The 18,429-nt window shown below is 72.3% G+C and carries 14 protein-coding genes; 12 read left to right on the plus strand and 2 right to left on the minus strand.

Going from position 1 to position 18,429, the window contains the following annotated elements:
• The first annotated feature begins 152 nt into the window (after positions 1-152).
• The 4 genes from WMF42_RS28565 (at position 153) to WMF42_RS28580 (ending at position 2,141) form a co-directional block, all read left to right on the plus strand.
• Entirely contained in the window at positions 153-515 is a 363-nt protein-coding gene (locus WMF42_RS28565) for an ArsR/SmtB family transcription factor (RefSeq protein ID WP_061609883.1), read from the plus strand.
• Entirely contained in the window at positions 490-993 is a 504-nt protein-coding gene (locus tag WMF42_RS28570) for an SRPBCC family protein (protein ID WP_061609884.1), read from the plus strand. Before WMF42_RS28565 ends, WMF42_RS28570 begins: the two co-directional genes overlap by 26 nt.
• An 81-nt stretch (positions 994-1,074) precedes the next feature.
• Positions 1,075-1,464 carry a hypothetical protein gene (locus WMF42_RS28575; protein WP_437686066.1) on the plus strand — a complete coding sequence of 130 codons (390 nt, stop codon included), beginning with the start codon at positions 1,075-1,077 and terminating at the stop codon, positions 1,462-1,464.
• Positions 1,461-2,141 (plus strand): hypothetical protein, encoded by a 681-nt coding sequence (locus WMF42_RS28580; protein WP_437686067.1) that lies wholly within the window; start codon positions 1,461-1,463, stop codon positions 2,139-2,141. The genes WMF42_RS28575 and WMF42_RS28580 overlap by 4 nt, the downstream gene beginning before the upstream one ends.
• Positions 2,142-2,228: 87 nt before the next feature.
• On the opposite strand, the gene WMF42_RS28585 is transcribed toward WMF42_RS28580, so the two are convergent.
• A complete protein-coding gene (locus WMF42_RS28585; protein WP_061609887.1) occupies positions 2,229-3,161 on the minus strand; it encodes a LysR family transcriptional regulator in 933 nt (310 codons plus the stop codon).
• 217 nt (positions 3,162-3,378) lie between these two features.
• On the opposite strand from WMF42_RS28585, the gene WMF42_RS28590 reads away from it, so the two are divergent.
• The 7 genes from WMF42_RS28590 (at position 3,379) to WMF42_RS28620 (ending at position 16,088) form a co-directional block, all read left to right on the plus strand.
• The gene (locus tag WMF42_RS28590; protein WP_437686070.1) at positions 3,379-3,834 is read left to right on the plus strand and encodes a DoxX family protein; all 456 of its coding nucleotides are present in this window, start codon (positions 3,379-3,381) and stop codon (positions 3,832-3,834) included.
• A gap of 210 nt (positions 3,835-4,044) precedes the next feature.
• Positions 4,045-5,160: a GIY-YIG nuclease family protein gene (locus WMF42_RS28595; RefSeq protein ID WP_437686072.1), complete on the plus strand. Its 1,116-nt coding sequence runs from the start codon at positions 4,045-4,047 to the stop codon at positions 5,158-5,160.
• Positions 5,161-5,277: 117 nt separating this feature from the next.
• Complete coding sequence (locus tag WMF42_RS28600; RefSeq protein WP_437686074.1) at positions 5,278-5,757, plus strand: MarR family winged helix-turn-helix transcriptional regulator; 480 nt, start codon at positions 5,278-5,280, stop codon at positions 5,755-5,757.
• Complete coding sequence (locus tag WMF42_RS28605) at positions 5,747-6,499, plus strand: acetolactate decarboxylase (RefSeq protein ID WP_437686076.1); 753 nt, start codon at positions 5,747-5,749, stop codon at positions 6,497-6,499. Before WMF42_RS28600 ends, WMF42_RS28605 begins: the two co-directional genes overlap by 11 nt.
• 279 nt (positions 6,500-6,778) lie before the next feature.
• Entirely contained in the window at positions 6,779-12,739 is a 5,961-nt protein-coding gene (locus WMF42_RS28610; protein WP_437686077.1) for an AAA family ATPase, read from the plus strand.
• 166 nt (positions 12,740-12,905) lie between these two features.
• Positions 12,906-14,270 (plus strand): PQQ-dependent sugar dehydrogenase, encoded by a 1,365-nt coding sequence (locus tag WMF42_RS28615; protein WP_155797977.1) that lies wholly within the window; start codon positions 12,906-12,908, stop codon positions 14,268-14,270.
• A 144-nt stretch (positions 14,271-14,414) separates the two neighbouring features.
• On the plus strand, positions 14,415-16,088 hold the full coding sequence (locus WMF42_RS28620) for a trypsin-like serine peptidase (protein ID WP_437686079.1): 1,674 nt from the start codon (positions 14,415-14,417) through the stop codon (positions 16,086-16,088).
• Here the strand turns inward: WMF42_RS28620 and WMF42_RS28625 are convergent.
• Positions 16,070-16,627 (minus strand): GNAT family N-acetyltransferase, encoded by a 558-nt coding sequence (locus WMF42_RS28625; protein ID WP_081426980.1) that lies wholly within the window; start codon positions 16,625-16,627, stop codon positions 16,070-16,072. The two genes, WMF42_RS28620 and WMF42_RS28625, sit on opposite strands and share 19 nt — an antisense overlap.
• A 297-nt stretch (positions 16,628-16,924) precedes the next feature.
• Here WMF42_RS28625 and WMF42_RS28630 point away from each other — a divergent pair, with 297 nt between their 5' ends.
• Positions 16,925-17,902 carry a ferritin-like domain-containing protein gene (locus WMF42_RS28630; RefSeq protein ID WP_437686080.1) on the plus strand — a complete coding sequence of 326 codons (978 nt, stop codon included), beginning with the start codon at positions 16,925-16,927 and terminating at the stop codon, positions 17,900-17,902.
• Positions 17,903-18,429: the final 527 nt, after the last annotated feature.

Genomic DNA, 18,429 nt, shown 5'->3' on the forward strand with positions numbered 1-18,429 from the left:
CCCCCCGCGCAGCGCTCTCGCTGCATTTTTACATTCCAGACGCATCGAGCCATCGGGCCCATATCGCGCCGCCGCGCGGGGATCTCGCTTGACAGGCGCGGCTCCGCGCCGTATTTAACTTTCAGGTTAATTAACTAATCGGTTAAATGCCCATGCCGACCGACCAGCTCAGCACCACGTTCGCAGCCCTGGCGGACCCGACGCGCCGGGCGATCCTGGCCCGCCTCGCATCGGGCGAGTGCTCGGTCACCGAGCTCGCGGCGCCGTTCGACATGAGCATGCCGGCTGTCTCGAAGCACCTCCGGGTGCTCGAGCGGGCGGGGCTCATCGAGCGGCGGCGCGACGCGCAGTGGCGGCGGTGCCGGATCGAGGCGAGCCCGTTGAAGGAAGTCGTCGACTGGGCCGAGCACTACCGGCACCTCTGGGAGGGGCGGCTCGATCGGCTGGACAGGTATCTGCAAGAGCTCACAGCGAAGGAGGAGGAGAGTCATGATCGCAAGCAGCGCGGTGAATAAGGACAGCTTCCAGGTCTCGACCCCGTCGGAGCAGGAGGTCCGCATGACGCGCGTGTTCAACGCGCCGAGGCATCTCGTGTTCGACGCGATGACGAAGCCCGAGCACGTGAAGCGGTGGTGGGGCTGCCTGAGCGAGGGCTACTCGGTGCCCGTCTGCGAGATCGATCTCCGCCCGGGCGGCGCGTGGCGCTTCGTGAACCGCCACCCCGGGGGCGAGTTCGCCTTCTATGGCGAGTACCGGGAGATCTCGCCGCCGAGCCGGCTCGTGTTCACCGAGATCTTCGAGCAGTACCCGGACAGCGTCTCGGTGGTGACATCGGTCTTCACCGAGGAGGGCGGCAAGACACGAATGACTGTCACGGTGCGCTATCCGTCGCTGGAGGTACGCGACATCGTCCTCTCGACCGGAATGGCCGAGGGCGCTGGCATCAGCTACGACCGCCTCGAGGACCTGCTCGCGGAGCTGCAGCGGTCGTGAGCCTCCTGGCCGCGTGAAGGGCCCCGCCCAGCGCCGGGCGCCCCCGTTGCCCCGGGCCCCCGCCGGATGTAGAACCTTCGTGTGATCCCCGCCTTCGCCGACCCGAAGACCGATTTCACCATCCATCGAATCTCCGGGTCCGAGGCGCGCGGCGACTCCGGCCTGAAGAGGCGAGCCGAGCCGCTCGATCGGATCGCGCTCAGCGCGCGCGATCGACGCATCGTCGCGCTCGCGCGCCGCAAGCTCGGCGGGGCGACCGTCGATTTCGGCGACGCCGTGCGCGCGCTCCGGGAGGCGGTCGAGGAGCTGATCCCCGCCGGGCGCGTCTACGTGCTTGGGACAACCGAGCTCACCCCCGTCATCGGCTCGCTCGTTTCCGGCGTCGGCATCGCCGGCGGCGAGGAGGGCGTCGTGCTGGTGCGCCTGGAGCACGACGGGCGAAGGACGGTACTCGGGAGGTTCTCGCCGTGAGAGGGACGCTCGGCGTCGATCCGGCCCAGGGCGAGTACGGCGCGGCGACCGCGTCGATCCGGCAGATCCTCGCCGAGTGGGCGGCCATCGACTGGTTCGTTCCGCCGCGCGATCCCGCGGCGGAAGCGCGGGCGGCGCGGCTCCTGCGGGAGCACAACGCGCGCGCGCGGGCGCACCTGCCGGATGTCTTTCCGGCCACCGTGGAGACGCGATCGTCCCGGGGCGGCTGGCGCGAGCTCACCGCGCTCCGCGATCGCGTGTGCAACCAGCCGTGGGACTGGAAGTTCTCGGCGCTGAAGCCGCTGTCATCGCGCCACTCGAAGGCTCGCGGCTGGACGCTGAGCGATCAGGCAAAGCACTGCGTGGACCTCCAGACCGGCGCGGCGCCTCGCCCGGGGGATCTGTTCCTGCGCGTCGGCGACGTGGTGCTCTGGAACAGGCTCGATCCGGGCCTCGATATCGAGGCGTGCGCGCCACGCGACGGCGTGGAGCCCGCGCGCTGGTATCTCGCCTACGCCACCATGGATGCCCTCGAGTGCATCGAGTGGCAGCTGGCCGAGGGCAGCGACGACATGGAGGGGAACCCGTTCCTCCCGCTCATTCGCTGCTATGCCGCCGGGCTCTATCCGTTCAGCCTCGACCAGACCACGCTGATCCTGTTCGCCTTCGACCGGTGAGCTCGGGTTCGTGAGCCCCTACCTGGCCAGGGACGCGCTCGTCGCTCGCGCACAGGAGCCCTCCGCGCCCCCACGAGGCCGCCGCGCTCACGCCAGCCGCTTCATCCAGGCCACGACGAAGTCGCGGAACACAGCGACGTTCCGCGCCACGTGCCGCGCGCTGGGGTAGACGAGGTACAGGGTGCCCGCGCGCTCCGACCACTCGGGCAGGACGCGCACGAGGCGCCCGCTCGCCAGATCGGGCGCGGCGAGGAGGCGCGGGAGCGGACCGATGCCGCCGCCCGCGCGGAGCACCGAGCGGATGAGCTGGAAGTTGTCGGTGGCGATGCGCCCTGTCGCCATCGCGTTGCACACGGCGTCCGCGTCGAGCGGCCACTGGCCGCGCCGGGCCCCCGGAACGAACGCCACCCGCTCGTGATCGGCCAGCTCGTCCATCGCGCGGGGGAGGCCGCGGCGCGCGAGGTACGAGGGGGCGGCGAAGAGCTGCACCTCGGAGTCGAGCAGCTTGCGCGCGACAAGCGAGGAGTCCGGGAGCTCGCGCATCGCCCGCAGCGCCACGTCGAAGCCCTCGCGCACCAGATCCACCTGCCGAGAGGACAGGTCCACCTCGACGGAGAGCAGCGGATGACGCGCGCTGAGCTCGACGAGCATCTCGCCCAGGAACGACCCCCCGCTGTCGGGCGGCGCGCTGAGCCGGATCAGGCCCTGCGGCTGGCCCTGGTAGGCGTCGAGCGCCCGCGCTGCGTCGCAAAGGCCGGCGATGTGCGGCGCCACGTCGCCGAAGAAGCGGCGGCCCGCGTCCGTCAGCGCCACGGCGCGCGGCGACCGCTGGAGCAGCCGCACCTTGAGGTGCTCCTCCAGGCGCGTCACCGCGCGGCTCACCGTCGACTTCGGGACCCCGAGCTGCGCGGCCGCGGCCGTGAACGAGCCCAGCTCCGCCACCCGGGCGAACGCGGCGATCTCGTCGAGCTGGGGCGCCCGGGGCGGCTGGGGTCGGGCTGTCGGGCGGGGGGAAGGCATGCGGGGACCTCGCGAGGGTGAAAGCGCGCCTCCTGCCAGGCTGCGGCGGCCGGGGGCTCCGGTCGGCTCGCGCTGGCCAGGTCGCGCTGGCCAGGTTGCACTGGCGCAACACTGAGTTGATTTGTTGCACAATAGCACCATGCGTTGCGAGCGACCACATCTGGGGGGCGGGCGCTCCCGATCGGGAGCGCCCGCCTCACCCAGCGAGGCTCGTGTCATGAACAACATCAAACGTTTCGCTCCCGCCGCCGCCCGCACGCTCCAGGGGCTCGTGTTCTTCGTCTTCGGGCTCAACGGCTTCCTGCAGTTCCTGCCGCAGCCGCCGCTGCCGGAGGCCGCCGCCGGCTTCGCCGGCGCGCTGGCGGCGAGCGGGTACCTGTTCCCGCTGCTCAAGGGGACCGAGGTCGTCGCGGGCGCCCTCCTGCTCTCGAACCGCTACGTCCCGCTCGCGCTGGCGCTCCTCGCGCCCATCGTCGTGAACATCGTCGCGTTCCACACCTTCCTCACGCCGCCGAGCCCTGCCGCGTGGCTCGTCCTCGCCCTCGAGATCTACCTCGCCTACGCGTACCGCGCGGCGTTCCGCCCGATGCTCGCCGCGCGCGTCGACGCCGGCGCCGCGGAGCGCTCCGGCGCGGAGCGCGGCAAGCTCAGGCAGGCCGAGAGCGCCGCGTGAACAGGACAGCGGGCGACGGCGGGCGGGAAGGCGTCGCGCTGCGAGCACGCCCTCGTACGGCCCGGGCTCGCCGGTCAGCACAAGGCTCCATCGACGGCTCGCTCCGCATCTCCTGAGCTCGCCTTCCGCGTCTCCTGAGCTCGCCTGTCGACGCCGCCCGCGCGCGGCCCGCCTTGCGCGGCCGCCATGGACTGGCAAGAACATGCGCCGATGTCGCGCGAGGCGCTGCTCCCGGCGCGGAAGAGGCCTTCCGATGAAGAGCGGCTCTCGATGCTCCGCAGCCTCGTGCGCGCGGGCGCCGAGAACCGGCCCGGCGTCTACCGCATGTTCGGCGAGGACGGCTCGGTCCTCTACGTCGGCAAGTCGAAGCGGGTGCGCACGCGGCTGCTCGGCTATTTCCGCTGCGAGCCCGAGGAGAAGGGCGCGCGCATCCTGCGGGCGACGAGCCATGTCGCGTGGGAGTACTGTCCGAGCGAGTTCGCGGCGCTCCTCGCCGAGCTCAGGCTCATCCGGCGCCTGCGGCCGCGCTTCAACGTGGCCATGAAGCGCGATCTCGAGCGCTACGCCTTCATCAAGGTCACGCGCGGGCCGGCGCCGAAGCTCCATGTCGTGCGCGGCCCCGCGCGCGACCCAGGCGCGCTCTACTATGGCCCGTTCACGGGCGCGGGCCGCGTCCGCGAGGCCGTGCGCGCGCTCTCCAACGCGCTCGGGCTGCGCGACTGCGCCGAGGACGTGCCGATGCGCTTCGACGACCAGCGGTCGCTCTTCTCGCTGGAGCTCCGCGCGCCCGGCTGCATCCGCTACGAGATCAAGCGCTGCCTCGGCCCCTGCGTCGCGGGCTGCTCGTCGCAAGCGTACGCCGACCGCGTCGCGCTCGCCCGCGCCTTCCTCGAGGGCCACAGCGAGGGCCCGATCGGCCGCTTCCGCGACGAGATGGAGGCGTGCCGCGAGCGCGCCGAGTTCGAGCGCGCCGCGGCGCTGCGCGACCGGATCCAGCGCCTCACCGCCCTGCGCGGGGAGCTCCAGCGGCTCCGCTTCGCGCTCGGGTCGCTCTCGTTCCTCTACACCGTCCCCGGCCACGGGGGCGACGACCGCGTCTACCTCGTCCGCCGCGGCAGCGTCCGCGCCGAGGTCCCCGCGCCGCGCGCGGACGACGATCACCGCGCGCTCGCCCGGCTCGCGGCCGACGTCTTCGGCCCCGTCGAGCCCGCGACAGCGCCTGTGCCGCTCGGCGAGGTCGACGAGGTGCTGCTGCTGTCGTCGTGGTTCCAGCGCTACCCGGGCGAGCTCGCGCGCACGCAGCCGCCGCCCGGCGCCAGGGCGTGACCGCCGGGTCGGCCGCGGCGCGCGCCGGCGCCGCGGCCGCCGCGCGGCGCCTCGGATTTGGTTGCGCTGCGCAACTAAATGGTTGCTGTGCGCAACCATCCGTGCTCACCTGGCGTGGTGACAACGAGAGAGCTCCGCTCCGAGGTGCGCGCCTTCGTGCGCGGGTTCGGGCTGCTGGACGAGGAGCGCACGCCCTGCGGCGTCGAGGTGGCGCCGCGCGAGGCGCACGCCCTGGCGATCCTCGCCGAGGCCGAGCAGGCGGGCGCGCAGCTCACGCAGAGCGACCTGAGGAGGGCGCTCGGCGTCGACAAGAGCAACGTCACCCGGCTGATACAGCGCCTCCGCGACGACGGCCGCGTGGCGCAGGACGTCAGCGAGGCGGACGGGCGGGTCCGCCGCCTGCGGCTCACCGCGGCCGGGCGCCGCCTGGCGGGGCGGCTGGAAGAGCAGAGCCTGCTGCGGTTCCAGTCGATCCTGGACGCCATCCCCTGCGCGGAGCGCGACGCCGTTGTGCGCGCCCTGCACGTCTTGAACGGCGCGCTTCGACGCGCGACCGAGGAGCCATCCCATGCGAGCGACGCGCGCGATGCGATCTAGCGTTCCCGTCGGAGCCCTCGTCCTTTCCTCGATCGCGGCCTGCGCGCCCTCGGGAGAGACAGCCGCGGGGCCCGCACCGAGCGCGCCGGCGGCGGCGTCGGTCCGCTCGTTCGGCGCGCTCCGCGCGATCATGCACGAGGGGCAGACGGGGCCCGCCGTGCGCATCGGCGACGTCGTCCCGGGCCCGCACGCGTTCGGCGTCGGCGCGCTCAGCGAGCTGCGCGGCGAGGTGACCGTCGTCGACGACGCGATCTGGACTTCCTATGCGCGCGACGACGGGACGCTCGACGTCCGCGCCGCGGGGGCGGAGGAGCACGCGGCGCTCTTCGTTGTGGCGAGCGTCGCGCGCTGGCAGGAGGCGACGCTCGACGCCGACGTGCCGGACGGGCAGATCGACGCGCGCGTCGAGGCCTTGCTGCGGGAGCGCGGCCTCGACGCGGAGGGCGCCGTCCCGGTCCAGGTGCGGGGGAGCTTCCGCGATCTGAGCTGGCATGTCATCGATGGGAGGAAGCTCGCCCCCGGCGGCGGGCACGCGGACCACGTCCGGGCATCCGTGAGCGGAACGCTCCCCGCGGCCGAAGGGACGCTGGTGGGCTTCTTCTCGAAGCGCCACCACGGCGTCTTCACGCACAGGGGGTCGAACACGCACTTCCACGTCGTCCTGCCGGAGCGACAGCTGATGGGCCACGTGGACAGCGTGACGCTCGCTCGCGGAGCGCGCGTCCTCTTGCCGGCGCGTTGAAGCGCGATCTCCAACCCAGCACGGATTGATGGTGCGGCGCTGGCGCCACGGTCCTCGTGGAGCTCCCCTCGCATCCGGCCGAGACGGACGCGGAAGGCCGGGGCTCCCTGCTCCCAGCAGCGTAGGCATTCACGTGAGCGTTCACCGGTGGTCGCCGCGGGCGATCAGCCTGTGCGCGAGAGCGCGCCGCCATTTGCCCGTGGCGAAGCGTGGCGCTTTTGGCAACATCCTGTCGACGCTGGCGCCCGGGGGGCCGCTCCTGCCTCCGAAGATCTCCCTATGCCCGATCGTTCACCCTATCTCGTGCTGGAGATCCTGCATCAAGGGGCAGACACGATCCTCTACCGAGCGCGGCATCGGCAGGACGGTCGGCCTGTGGTGCTCAAGGTCCTGCGGCGCGACCACGCGAGCCCGCTCGCCCTCGGCCGGCTGCGGCACGAGCACGAGATCGCCGGGGCGCTCGACACGCCGGCCGTCGTGAAGCCGCGCGCGATCGAGGCGTTCGGCGACCAGGTGGCGCTGATCCTCGAGGACTTCGGCGGCCGCTCCCTCGACAAGCTCCTCGACGGGCCGCTGCCGCTCGAGCGCTTCTTTCCCCTCGCCCTCCGCCTCGCCGGCGCGCTCGCCGAGCTGCATCGACAGCACGTCATTCACAAGGACATCAAGCCTCAGAACCTGCTTTACAACCCGGAGACCGGCGAGGTGAAGATCACCGATCTCGGGATCGCCTGCCTGGCCTCCCGCCAGTCGCGCGCCCCCGCCCACGACGCGCTCGTCGAGGGGACGCTCGCGTACATGGCGCCCGAGCAGACAGGCCGGATGAACCGCTGGGTCGACGAGCGCGCGGACCTGTACTCCCTCGGCGTGACCTTCTACGAGATGCTGGCGGGCACCCTGCCCTTCCACGCCAGCGATCCCGTGGAATGGGTGCATTGCCACATCGCGCAGAGGCCGCGCCCGCCGCACGCGCTCGTGCCCTCGATCCCCCCGCTCCTGTCGGCGATCGTGCTCAAGCTGCTCGCGAAGGCCGCCGACGAGCGCTACCAGAGCGCGCTCGGCCTGCGGCACGATCTGGAGCGGTGCTTCTCCTCGTGGCGGGCCGGCGGCCCCCTTGAGCCGTTCGCGCTCGGCCAGCGCGACGTCTCCGACAGGTTCCAGGTCCCGCAGCGGCTCTACGGCCGCGAGCGCGAGGTCGAGGCGCTGCTCGCCGCGCTCGATCGGGTGGCGACGCAGGGCCGGCCGGAGCTCGTGCTGGTGTCGGGCTACTCGGGCATCGGCAAGTCGTCGCTCGTCGCCGAGCTGCGCGGGCCGGTGGCGCGGGAGCGGGGCTTCTTCCTGTGCGGCAAGTTCGATCAGCTCAGGAGGGACATCCCCTACCTCGCGTTCCTCCATGCCTTCCGGGGGCTCGTGCAGGAGATCCTGTGCGTGAGCGAGGAGCAGATCGAGCGCTGGAAGCAGCGCCTCCGCGAGGCCCTCGGCCCGAACGGCCGGCTGCTCGTCGACGTGCTCCCCGAGCTGGAGCTGCTGCTCGGCCCGCAGCCCGCCGTGCCCGAGCTCCCGGCCCCCGAGGCCCGGCGCAGGTTCCACGCCACGCTCCAGCGCTTCGTCGCGGCGTGCGTGCAGAGGGAGCACCCGGTGGTGCTCTTCCTCGACGATCTGCAGTGGGCGGACGCCGGCAGCCTCCAGCTCCTCGAGCAGCTCGTCACCTACACCGAGGCCGGGCACCTCCTGCTCGTGGGCGCCTACCGGGACAACGAGGTCGGCCCGATGCACCCGCTGTCGCTCCTCGTGGGCGACGCGCGGAAGCGCGGCGCCCTGATCTCCGACATCGTCCTCGCGCCGCTCTCCACCGCGCACGTCGGGGCGCTCGTCGCGGAGGCGGTCCACGCCCGGCCCGAGGAGGTCGAGCCGCTCGCCGCGCTGGTCCACGAGAAGACAGGCGGAAACCCCTTCTTCGTGCTCGAGTTCCTGATCGAGCTGCACCAGGAGGGGCTCATCACCTTCGACGCGGAGCGCGGCGCCTGGCGCCACGACATGGACGCGATCCGCCGCAAGGGCTTCAGCGCCAACGTCGTCGACCTGATGGCGGACAAGCTGAAGCGGCTCCCGGCCGCCGCGCAGGACGCGCTCAAGCTCGCCGCGTGCCTCGGCAGCAGCCTGACCCTCGACACCCTCGCGGCGGGCGCGAGCCGTCCGCTCCACGAGCTCGTCGAGGCGCTCGGGGAGGCCGAGCAGGAGGGGTTGATCCTCCGCCATGACGGCACCTACCGGTTCCTCCACGACCGGGTGCGGCAGGCCGCCTACGCGCTCATCCCGGCGGCGCAGCTCCCCGAGATGCACCTCTGCATCGGCAGGCAGCTGCTCAAGGGGCGGCGCGTGGACGATCGCGACGAGGCGCTCTTCGACATCGTGGACCACCTCAACCGCGGCGCCGCGCTCCTCCGCTCGCCGGCGGAGCGGGACGAGCTCGCCGCGCTCAACCTACGCGCCGGCAGGAGGGCCAAGGCCGCGGCGGCCTACGAGTCCGCCGCCGCCCTCTTCGCCGCCGGCATGGCCCTCCTCCCGGAGGAGCGCTGGGAGAAGCAGCACGAGCTGACCTACGACCTGACCTTCGAGCGCGCGCACGCCGCGTACGTCATCGGGCAATTCGAGCAAGCCGAGCGGCTGCTCGGAGAGCTCATGGATCGCGCGAGGACCGCGATCGAGCGGGCCTCCGTCGTCCAGATCGCGGTCGCGCTGAACGTGACCCGCGGGCAGTGCGACCGCGCCGTGGAGCTCGGGCTGTCGTGCCTGCGCGCCTGGGACATCGACCTGTCGCTCCATGTCTCCGACCCGCAGATCGAGGAGGAGACCGAGAGCGTCTTCCAGGCCCTGGGCGACCGGGCGATCGAGGATCTCATCCACATGCCCCCCATGGCGCATCCGGAGATCAAGGTCGCGGTGAGCGTCCTGATGGGCGTCGCCATCCCTGCTTACTTCGTGGACCAGAACCTGCACTATCTGCTCGTCGCGCGCATGGTCAAGCTCAGCCTGCGCCACGGCAACGCCGAGGCCTCCGCCCAGGCATACACCGCCTTCGCGCGGGTGCTCGGCCCGTGGTTCGGGCGATACAGGGAGGCGTACCTGTTCGGCAAGCTCGCCTACGACCTGGCGGACAGGAGCCAGGCCCTCACCGCGAAGGGCCCGGTGTTCACGCTGTTCGGACAGCAGATCGTCTTCTGGACGCGCCACTACAGGGAGACCTATCCCTATACTCGCCTCGGCTTCAGCGCCGCGGTGGAGTGCGGTGACTGGAACAACGCCTGTTACAACTGCATCTGGTCGCCGCTGTTCCCGCTGCTCTGCGGGGAGCCGCTGGAGGACGTCCTCCACCAGACCGAGGACCGCCTCGGCTTCGTGCGCAAGGTCGGTTATGCGTTCGCGCACGACATCCTCCTCGGCCTCCGGCACCTCGTCCAGACGCTGCGCGGTCGGCCCGTCCATTTCTCGATGCTGGACGGCTCCGAGCTGGATCAGGCGGAGTTCGAGGCCCGCCTCCCTCCCGGGGACAAGGAGAGCATTCACGGCCTGTACCACGGCCTGAAGGCGCAGGGCCTGTTCGTGCTCGGGTCGCCCCGGGAGGCGCTCGCGGCGACGGCGCGCGTGATCGTCGACGACCAATGGAAGTTCGACGCGCACGCGCTGACGGCCGAGAGCTTCTATTATCGCGCGCTCGCGCTCGCCGCCGTCTGCGACGCGGCGCCGTCCTCGCCGGAGCGGGAGCTCCCCGACGGGCTCCTCGACTGCGCGCGGCAGCTCGGCGCGTGGGCGGAGAGCTGCCCCGACAACTTCCTCCACAAGCACGCGCTGGTCCGCGCCGAGATCGCCCGGCTCCAGGGGCAGGAGCCCGAGGCCGTCCGGCTCTACGAAAAGGCCATCTCGTCGGCGCGCGAGGGCGGCTTCGTCCAGCACGAGGCCATCGCCTGCGAGCTCGCCGCGGCGTTCTACCGCGCGCGCGGCCTCACCACGCCCGCCGACGCCTACCTGCAGAGGGCCCGCGCCGCCTACTTCCGCTGGGGCGCCCACGCCAAGGTCGAGCAGCTCGACCAGCGCTATCCCCACCTCGTCGAGCACAGGCCCATGGCCCCCACCGTCACCTTCGCCGTGCGCGCAGAGCAGTTCGACGTCCTGTCCGTCGTCAAGGCCTCGCAGAGCATCTCCGGCGAGCTCAAGCTCCCGCGCCTGCTCGAGATGCTGCTGCGCATCGTGGTCGAGCACGCCGGCGCCGAGGAGGGCTATGTGCTCCTCGCCCGCGAGGACCGCCTGTCGACCGCGGCCGCCGTCGCCGACCGCGGCGGGGTGGCGCGGCTGCTCGGCGAGGACGAGGCCTCGGCGGCCGCGCTGCCCCAATCCATCCTCAACTACGTTCGTCGCAGCCACGAGCGCGTGCTCCTCGACGACGCCTCGGCGAGGCACCCGTTCCAGGAGGACGCGTACTTCACGCAGCGGATACCGCGGTCGGTGCTGTGCCTCCCCATCGTGCGGCAGAGCCGGCTGCTCGGCCTGCTCTACCTCGAGAACAAGCTCGTCACCGGCGCCTTCACCCCCGCGCGCCTCAGCGTGCTCGAGCTGATCGCCTCGCAGTCGGCCATCTCGCTCGAGAACGCGATGCTCTACGCCGAGATCGAGCAGGAGAACGCCGAGCGCCGGCGCGCGGAGCGGGAGCTCCGGACCAACCAGGCGACGCTCCAGGCGATCGTCGACAACTCCGCGGCGGCCATCTACCTCAAGGACCGCGAGGGCCGGTATCTGCTCGCCAACCGTCAAGCGGGCCGCATCCTGGGCGTGCCGAGCCACGAGATCCTCGGAAAGACCGACACCGAGTGCTTTCCTGCTGCGGCCGCCGAGACCCTCCGGGGCACCGACCAGCGGGTGCTCGACGCGGGCGAGCCGCTGGAGTGCGAGGAGGAGGTGTTGCTGGAGGACGGGCTGCACACCTTCCTGTCGTTCAAGTTCCCGCTCGGCGAGGCCGTGAGGCCCGGCGTGCTCTGCGGCATCTCCACCGACATCACCGAGCGCAAGCGGGCCGCGCAGGCCGAGCGCTTCCTGGCCGACGCGAGCCGCAAGCTGATGACGCTGGGCTACAGCACCACCTTCGAGAGCGTGGCGCAGCTCGCCGTGCCCGAGCTGGCCGATGAGTGCGTCGTCGAGGCGTCCTTCGACGACGGCGCGCCGGGCGACGCGGCCGTCGCGGGCGCGCCCGCCGATCGGGTCGAGGCGCTGAAGAGCGCGCTGCGCTCCCTCGCGTCGGCGTCGCCGGCCCGACCCGAGGTGGTCGACGGCGGCGCCGCGCCCGCCTTGCAGCAGCTCGGCGTCCACGCGTTCCTCCGGGTCCCGCTCCTCGCGCGCGACAGGTACTTCGGGGTCATGACCCTGCTCGCGACCGCGCCCCGGCGCCGCTACGGCCCCGCCGAGCTGCTGCAGGCCGAGGAGCTCGGCCGCCGCGCGGCGTTCGCGCTCGACAACGCCCGCCTGTACGCCGAGGCGCAGGCGGCCATCGAGCGGCGGGACGAGTTCCTCCTCGTCGCCTCCCACGAGCTCAAGACGCCGCTGACCTCGCTGCTGATGCAGGCGCAGCTCGTCGAGCGGCAGCTCCGCCGCCGCGACCGCGCGGAGCTCCCCCCGGAGCGGCTCGAGGGGACGATCCAGATCCTGAACCGCCAGCTCGCGCGGCTCGGGCGCCTCATCGACGAGCTGCTCGACGTGACCCGGATGAGCGCCGGGCGGCTGACGCTCGCGCGCGCGCCGGTCGACCTGGCGGCCCTGGCGCGCGAGGTCGTCGAGCGGATGAGCCAGCAGCTCGCTGGCGCCGGCTGCCCGACCGAGCTCGATCTCGACGAGCCCGTGATCGGGCACTGGGATCCGTTCCGCGTGGAGCAGATCCTCATCAACCTCGTGTCGAACGCGGCCAAGTACGGCGCGGGGAGCCTCATCCATATCGGCGTGCGCAGGGAGGCCGATCGCGCGGTGCTCGTGGTCCGCGATCACGGCATCGGCATCGCGGAGTCCGACCAGGCCAGGATCTTCGAGCGCTTCGAGCGCGCTGTGTCGGTCCGGAACTTCGGCGGCCTCGGCCTCGGGCTCTACATCGTGCGCTGGATCGTGACCGCGCACGGCGGCTCCATCCGCGTCGAGAGCAAGCTCGGCGCCGGCGCCACGTTCATCGTGGAGCTCCCGCTGCACCCGGCCGAGACCGAGTAGCGGCGCGTTCGTCTCCCATCCTTCTCCCACCCTCGCGCGCCATTCTGCCACGCCGTCGAGGCAGCCAGTCGCGTTGTGCCACAGCGGGCGGCGCGTCCTGGGCGCAACGATGGGCATTGCCTTCAGCGCCATGCGCGCGGGTATGCGGCGTGCCTTGAGCGCGTGCATGAGACGACATCTTGCGACCTTGCTCCTTCTCGTCCTCGCCCCCGCGTGCTCCGATGAAAGCGCCGCGAATCCCGCCGGATCGACGGCCGGCTCCGGGGGCAGCGGCGGCGCGCCCCCGGACGACCAGACAACGCAATCGGGCGGCGGCGGCGCGGGCGGCGGCGGCGCCGGCGCAGGCGGCGCGAGCGGCACCGGGGAGGGCGGCTACACGCCGGAGGATGACAACACCTTCAGGCCGGAGGAGCGGCCGTTCGCCGACGCGCTCCTCGGGAGTCTCGAGACGAAGCCTGGGTTCACGATCGGCGTGTTCGCGAAGAACGTCGGCAATGCGCGCATGATGGAGCTCGCCCCCGGCGGCGGCGTGTACGTCACGCGGCCGACGCCCGGGGACGTGCAGCTGCTACGCGACACCGACGACGACGGGGTGGCAGACGAAGTGACGACGGCGTTCGCCGGGGGCGAGGGCTTCGCGACGCTGCACGGCATCGCGCCGAGCGCCGACGGCGAGACCATGTACCTGGCGACGGCGACGGCCCTTTACGCCGCCCCCATCAACGCGGACGGCAGCCTCGGCGCCCCGTCGGCGCTCATCACCGATCTGCCCGACGGCGGTCAGCACGGCAAGCGCACGATGCGCTTCACCCCGGACGGGGCGTCGCTCCTGTTCTCGGTGGGCAGCAGCTGCAATGCGTGCACGGAGACGAACCCCGAGCACGCCACCCTCCTGCTCATCGACCCGTCGCTGGGACCGCAGACGCAGAAGGAACGCTCGCTGTTCGCCAAGGGCCTCCGCAACACAATCGGCTTCGACTGGTACCCGGGCACCGACGAGCTCTGGGGCATGGATCACGGCAGCGATCAGCGCGGCAACGTGGTGCCGCCGGAGGAGCTCAACCGGCTCGTCGCGGGCAACGACTACGGCTGGCCCTACGTCTACTCGAGCGGCCCTGGCGAGCGGGGGATCGACCCGATCATGGATGATCCGCCCGGCACGACGAAGGAGGCTCACGCCGAGACCACCGAGCCCGCGGAGCTCATCTACGACGCGCACAGCGCGCCCATCGACTTTCGATTCTACACGGGCGATCACTTCCCTGACGAGTACAGGAACGACGCGTTCGTCGCGATGCGCGGCTCCTGGAATCGTTATCCGCCGGTCGGCTACAAGGTGGTGCGCGTCCTGTTCGACAAGGAGACCCGCAAGCCGAAGGGCTTCGAGGATTTCATCACCGGATGGCTCATCGAGGACGGCCACGCCGTCTTCGGCCGCCCCGCCGGGCTCGTGCAGCTCCCGGACGGGTCGCTCCTCGTGAGCGACGACACGAGCGGGGTCATCTACCGCGTCGCGTACACGGGCCAGTGAGGAGCGGAGGGCCGGCGCCCCGCGGAGGAGCCGCTCGGCTGGCTATCGCGCAGGGGCCCGGGACACTCGCGACAGGATCGTGCCGGGCGAGCCGCGCGCGCAGCAGGTAAGCTGAGGGGCCTCGCCATCCAAGGAGACCGATCCATGAAGCCGCGTTTTCTCTCGCTGATGACCGCAGGGCTCCTCTCCTGCGCGGGGCTCGCCACCTCGTCCTGCGGCTCCTCGTCGCCCCCCGGGGGCGCCGGTGGAGAGGGCGGCTCCGGCGGCGCGGGGGCCGGCGGAGGCGGCGCGGGCGGAGCGGGCGGCGCTGGCGGCGCCGGGGGCGTGGCGACCGGCGGAGGCGGCGCGGGGGCCGGCGGAGGCGGCGCCGGCGGCGCGGGCGGCGGCGAGCCGCAGCCGGGAGGGGCCGAGCTCCTCCGCGGGCTCGACGAGGCCAACGCGCCGCTCAGGGCGGTGGGCCGGCTGAGCGGCGGTGTCGGCTCCGGGGCCTGCACGGCGTTCCTCATCGACCCCGCGGGGCGTCCAGACGCCCCGGCGCACGTGCTGACGAACGCCCACTGCACCCACGACTGGGCCGTGGAGGCCGCGGCCAACGCGGTGCACGTGGACACCGCGGCGACCCCGGAGCTGCAGATGATCTTCAATTACTTCAGCGACACAGCGGACGCGCAGGTGGCGGTCCCGGCGAAGACCATCCGCTATGCGACCATGAAGGGCACCGATCTCGCGGTGGTCGAGCTCGACGCCACGCTCGGCGCGCTCGCGGAGCGCGGCGTCGTCGCGCTCGGCCTCGCCGCCGAGGCGCCGCCTCCCGGAGCGCCCGTGTCGGTCGTCGGCGCCCCGCAGCTCGACGTGGAGTTCCTGCGGCGCGCCCGCTGCAGCGAGGAGGGCACCGTCGATATCGTCGAGTTCCGCTGGCACTGGTTCGGCGCGCACCGGAATCGCTGCGCCGACGTCGCGAACGGCAGCTCGGGCTCACCGGTGCTCGACGACGCGCAGCGGGTCTATGCGGTCGTCAACACAACAACGCTGGGGAGCCCGCCCGACGGCGACTGCTTCCTCGGCAGGCCGTGCGAGATCGACGCGCCCCCCGGCGTGTCCGCCGAGGGCGCGAGCTACGCTGTCGACGTGACCGGCCTGAGCGCCTGCTTCGGGGGCGACGGGCGCTTCGCGCTCGACCTCGAGGGTTGCCCGCTCGACGCCGGCCGCGCGCTCGACGTGCTCACCTATCCAGTGCCCCGCCAGCGGCCGAGCGATCCGGCGACCGGCGCGACGAACACATGGCTTGTCACGCTGGGCGAGCGGGACGCGCTCGAGTTCTTCCGTTACAAGCTCGGGCGCGCCGGCGAGGTCGACTGCCGCCGTCAGGAGGGCTACTCGGCGCCGATCAAGGTCCTCGCTCAGGACCTGTCGGCGCTGTCGTTGCCCGAGGGCGAGGGGGTCCACCTGCTCTGCGTCGTCGCCGGCCCGACGGCGACGCCCGACGCCGCGTGGCAGCCGCTCTCGTTCCCCACGGTCGTCCTCACCACGATCGACACGACCCCGCCCACGCGCCGGCCGGAGCTCTCGCGCGGCGGCGACGCGGTGGAGGGCATGCGCGTCGAGCCGATCTTCTCGAACCCGGAGCACGCCGACTTCGAGTACCGCTTCGGCCCGCCGGAGACGACCGACTGCGACGATCCGGCCGCCGCGTGGCAAAGGTACAGGCGGTTCCCCATCTTCCTCGATCCCGACGAGCTGCCGGCCCGGTTCTGCGTGCGACCGACGGACTGGGCGGGCAACGTGGGCGAGCCGTTCGATTACCTGCTGCCCGAGTGAGCCTCCCCCGGGAGCTCGAACTCCTCGGCCACGAGGCCCTTGAACACGGTCGGCCCCGTCCGGCGGAATCCGAGCTTCTCCAGCACCCTGACCGACGCCGCGTTCTCGAGCATCGCGTGCGCGATGAGGCGCGGGAGCCCGAGCTCCTCGAAGGCGTAGCGGACGCACGCCGCGCCCGCCTCGCTGGCGTACCCGTGGCCCCAGTGCTTCCGGAAGAAGCGGTATCCGAGATCGGCGCAGGCGATGTCCTCGTGCCACCTCAGCCCGCACCATCCGAGCTTCTCCCCTGTCTGCCGGCTCGTGACGACGAGCCGCCCCATCCGGAAGGCCTGGTGCTGGTGGGCCAGCCGCTCGACGACAGCGCGCGCCTCTCCCTCGCTCGCGAACGCGGCATCCCCCGTGTAGCGGATCACCTCCGGGTCCGAGTTCAGATCCATCATGAACGGGACGTCGGAGGGCCGATGGGGGCGGAGGTTCAGGCGTTCTGTCGAGAGGACGGCGGCCTCCTCGTCGTTCTGTTTCGTTTCAGGGCCAAGCATCCCCCGATTCTAGCGTATCCGCCGCGCGACGTCGCGCGCTCGAGGCGTCGCGGCGGGCGCGTGGCCGGAGCCGGGATGGACGGCGCGTCGGTCCTGTGCAGCCTTGATGTCGGGAGCAGACGCGCGCGGCGACAGCCGCACTGGCGCGGTCACGCCGGTGTCCGCCCTCGTCGGGCCGTGCCGCGCTGTCCACGGGTGCGACGACGGTGTCAGGCAGGACGCGCCCGCTTTCGCGCCGAGCGCGCCACAACCGCGCGCTGTTCGCAGCGGCACAGAACTTGTTTTGTGCGGGCGCATATGCCCTCTTCCAACCCGATCGACAAGATCCTGCATCATGTCCTGTCGCTCTCGCTGGCGTCGCTCGCCGGCGCTCGCGGCATCGACACCGAAGGCTTCACCACCGTCGCTCGCGGGGGCACGGGCGGCGCCCCGCACCTGGCGGGGGTCGAGCCGATGGATCCGGCAGGGGGTGCGTACGAGGTGCTCGCGACGAGGTACACGGAGATCTGTGATCCCGTCGAGCGCACGCTCTATGTCCTCGCGGTCGGCGCGGGCGGCGGCGTGCAGGAGCTGGAGTCCGAGGTGATCGAGTCGGAGTCTGGCGTCTGCATCGGCCGGCGGCCGGCGGGGCTGCAGCGGACGGCGGGCCGCGGCGCGACGCGCGTCGGCGCCTATCTGGCGAACGTGGCGCAGCTCGAGGCGGCGAGCGTCTTGGCGTTCGATGCGCTCGGGCGCGAGCTCGTCCAGCACCGGGCGCCTCGCCCGCTCGTGGAGCGGGCGCGCCTCGCCGGGCGGGACGAGGTGCGGCACGCGCGGCTGATGCGGCGCCTCTCGGCGCGCTACGGCGGCCGCTGGGAGCCGCCGCGGGTGGAGCCGAGGCCGGTCCGCTCGCTGGAGGACCTCGCGATCGACAACGCGGCGGAGGGGTGCGTGCGGGAGACGTACGGCGCGCTGGTCGGCATGTGGCAGGGCCGCTGCGCGCGGGATCCCCTGGTCCGGCGGGTGATGACGCGTATTGCCCGGGACGAGGCGCGGCACGCGAAGCTCTCGTGGGCGCTCGACGCCTGGCTGCGCCCGAGGCTCTCGCCCGCCGAGCGTCGGCGCGTGGAGGAGGCGCGGCGCGCCGCCCTCGCCGGGCTCGAGGAGGCGGCGCGGCGCGGCGTCGATCCGGCCCTCGTGGCCCACGCCGGGGTGCCCGACGAGCGGGCCTCGCGCGCGCTCTCGCGGAGCTTCGCCGAGGCGCTCGCCGCGTCGGGCCACCAGGTTGGAATTTGACCTGTTCCGTGTGCTCCTGAAAAGCGCAGCTCCGGCGCGGTGCTCGGACGAGATCGAGACGAGCCGCCAGGGCGCCAGGGACGCCAGGGATTCAGGCCTGTGGGTCTTCCTCGCGTCCCTGGCGTCCTGGCGGCTCTCTTGATCCGAGCGCCCTGCCGCGCGCGGCGAGCGCCGCACCGCACCGTTCCTGTCCTGGTCCCGTGACGGGGAAGAACAGGAACCACAGAGCACACGGAGCTTTCACTCTCTCTCCCCTGTGGCCCCTTTTCTTCTCTCTCGGATCCGCGGAGGGCAACCACGGAGGACATAGCTTTCACTCTCCTCTCCCCTCTGTGCCCTCTGTGCCCTCTGTGGTTCCCTCTCTTCTCTCATGAGGTCTGCGACGCCCCCGGGCGACGCTCGCTCGACGCGGGGCGGCGATCTCTCGCCGCGGGAAGCGTGGCGGCTACGGCGCTCTCCGGATGGACGGCGGAGCGCTGTTGTTCGTCGCGGCCGTCAACCCCTCAACAGGGGGCTTGGTAAACCGC

Origin of the sequence: Sorangium sp. So ce176, assembly GCF_051519835.1 — a bacterium.
Classification (GTDB): Bacteria; Myxococcota_A; Polyangia; order Polyangiales; family Polyangiaceae; genus Sorangium; species Sorangium cellulosum_G.

What these genes read in the sequence shown, in the direction of transcription:
- WMF42_RS28565 (WP_061609883.1), top strand. Translation starts at nt 153, where the DNA reads ATGCCGACCGACCAGCTCAGCACCACGTTCGCAGCCCTGGCGGACCCG.
- WMF42_RS28570 (WP_061609884.1), top strand. Translation starts at nt 490, where the DNA reads ATGATCGCAAGCAGCGCGGTGAATAAGGACAGCTTCCAGGTCTCGACC.
- WMF42_RS28585 (WP_061609887.1), bottom strand. Translation starts at nt 3,161, where the DNA reads ATGCCTTCCCCCCGCCCGACAGCCCGACCCCAGCCGCCCCGGGCGCCC.
- WMF42_RS28590 (WP_437686070.1), top strand. Translation starts at nt 3,379, where the DNA reads ATGAACAACATCAAACGTTTCGCTCCCGCCGCCGCCCGCACGCTCCAG.
- WMF42_RS28595 (WP_437686072.1), top strand. Translation starts at nt 4,045, where the DNA reads ATGTCGCGCGAGGCGCTGCTCCCGGCGCGGAAGAGGCCTTCCGATGAA.
- WMF42_RS28605 (WP_437686076.1), top strand. Translation starts at nt 5,747, where the DNA reads ATGCGATCTAGCGTTCCCGTCGGAGCCCTCGTCCTTTCCTCGATCGCG.
- WMF42_RS28610 (WP_437686077.1), top strand. Translation starts at nt 6,779, where the DNA reads ATGCCCGATCGTTCACCCTATCTCGTGCTGGAGATCCTGCATCAAGGG.
- WMF42_RS28615 (WP_155797977.1), top strand. Translation starts at nt 12,906, where the DNA reads ATGAGACGACATCTTGCGACCTTGCTCCTTCTCGTCCTCGCCCCCGCG.
- WMF42_RS28620 (WP_437686079.1), top strand. Translation starts at nt 14,415, where the DNA reads ATGAAGCCGCGTTTTCTCTCGCTGATGACCGCAGGGCTCCTCTCCTGC.
- WMF42_RS28625 (WP_081426980.1), bottom strand. Translation starts at nt 16,627, where the DNA reads ATGCTTGGCCCTGAAACGAAACAGAACGACGAGGAGGCCGCCGTCCTC.
- WMF42_RS28630 (WP_437686080.1), top strand. Translation starts at nt 16,925, where the DNA reads ATGCCCTCTTCCAACCCGATCGACAAGATCCTGCATCATGTCCTGTCG.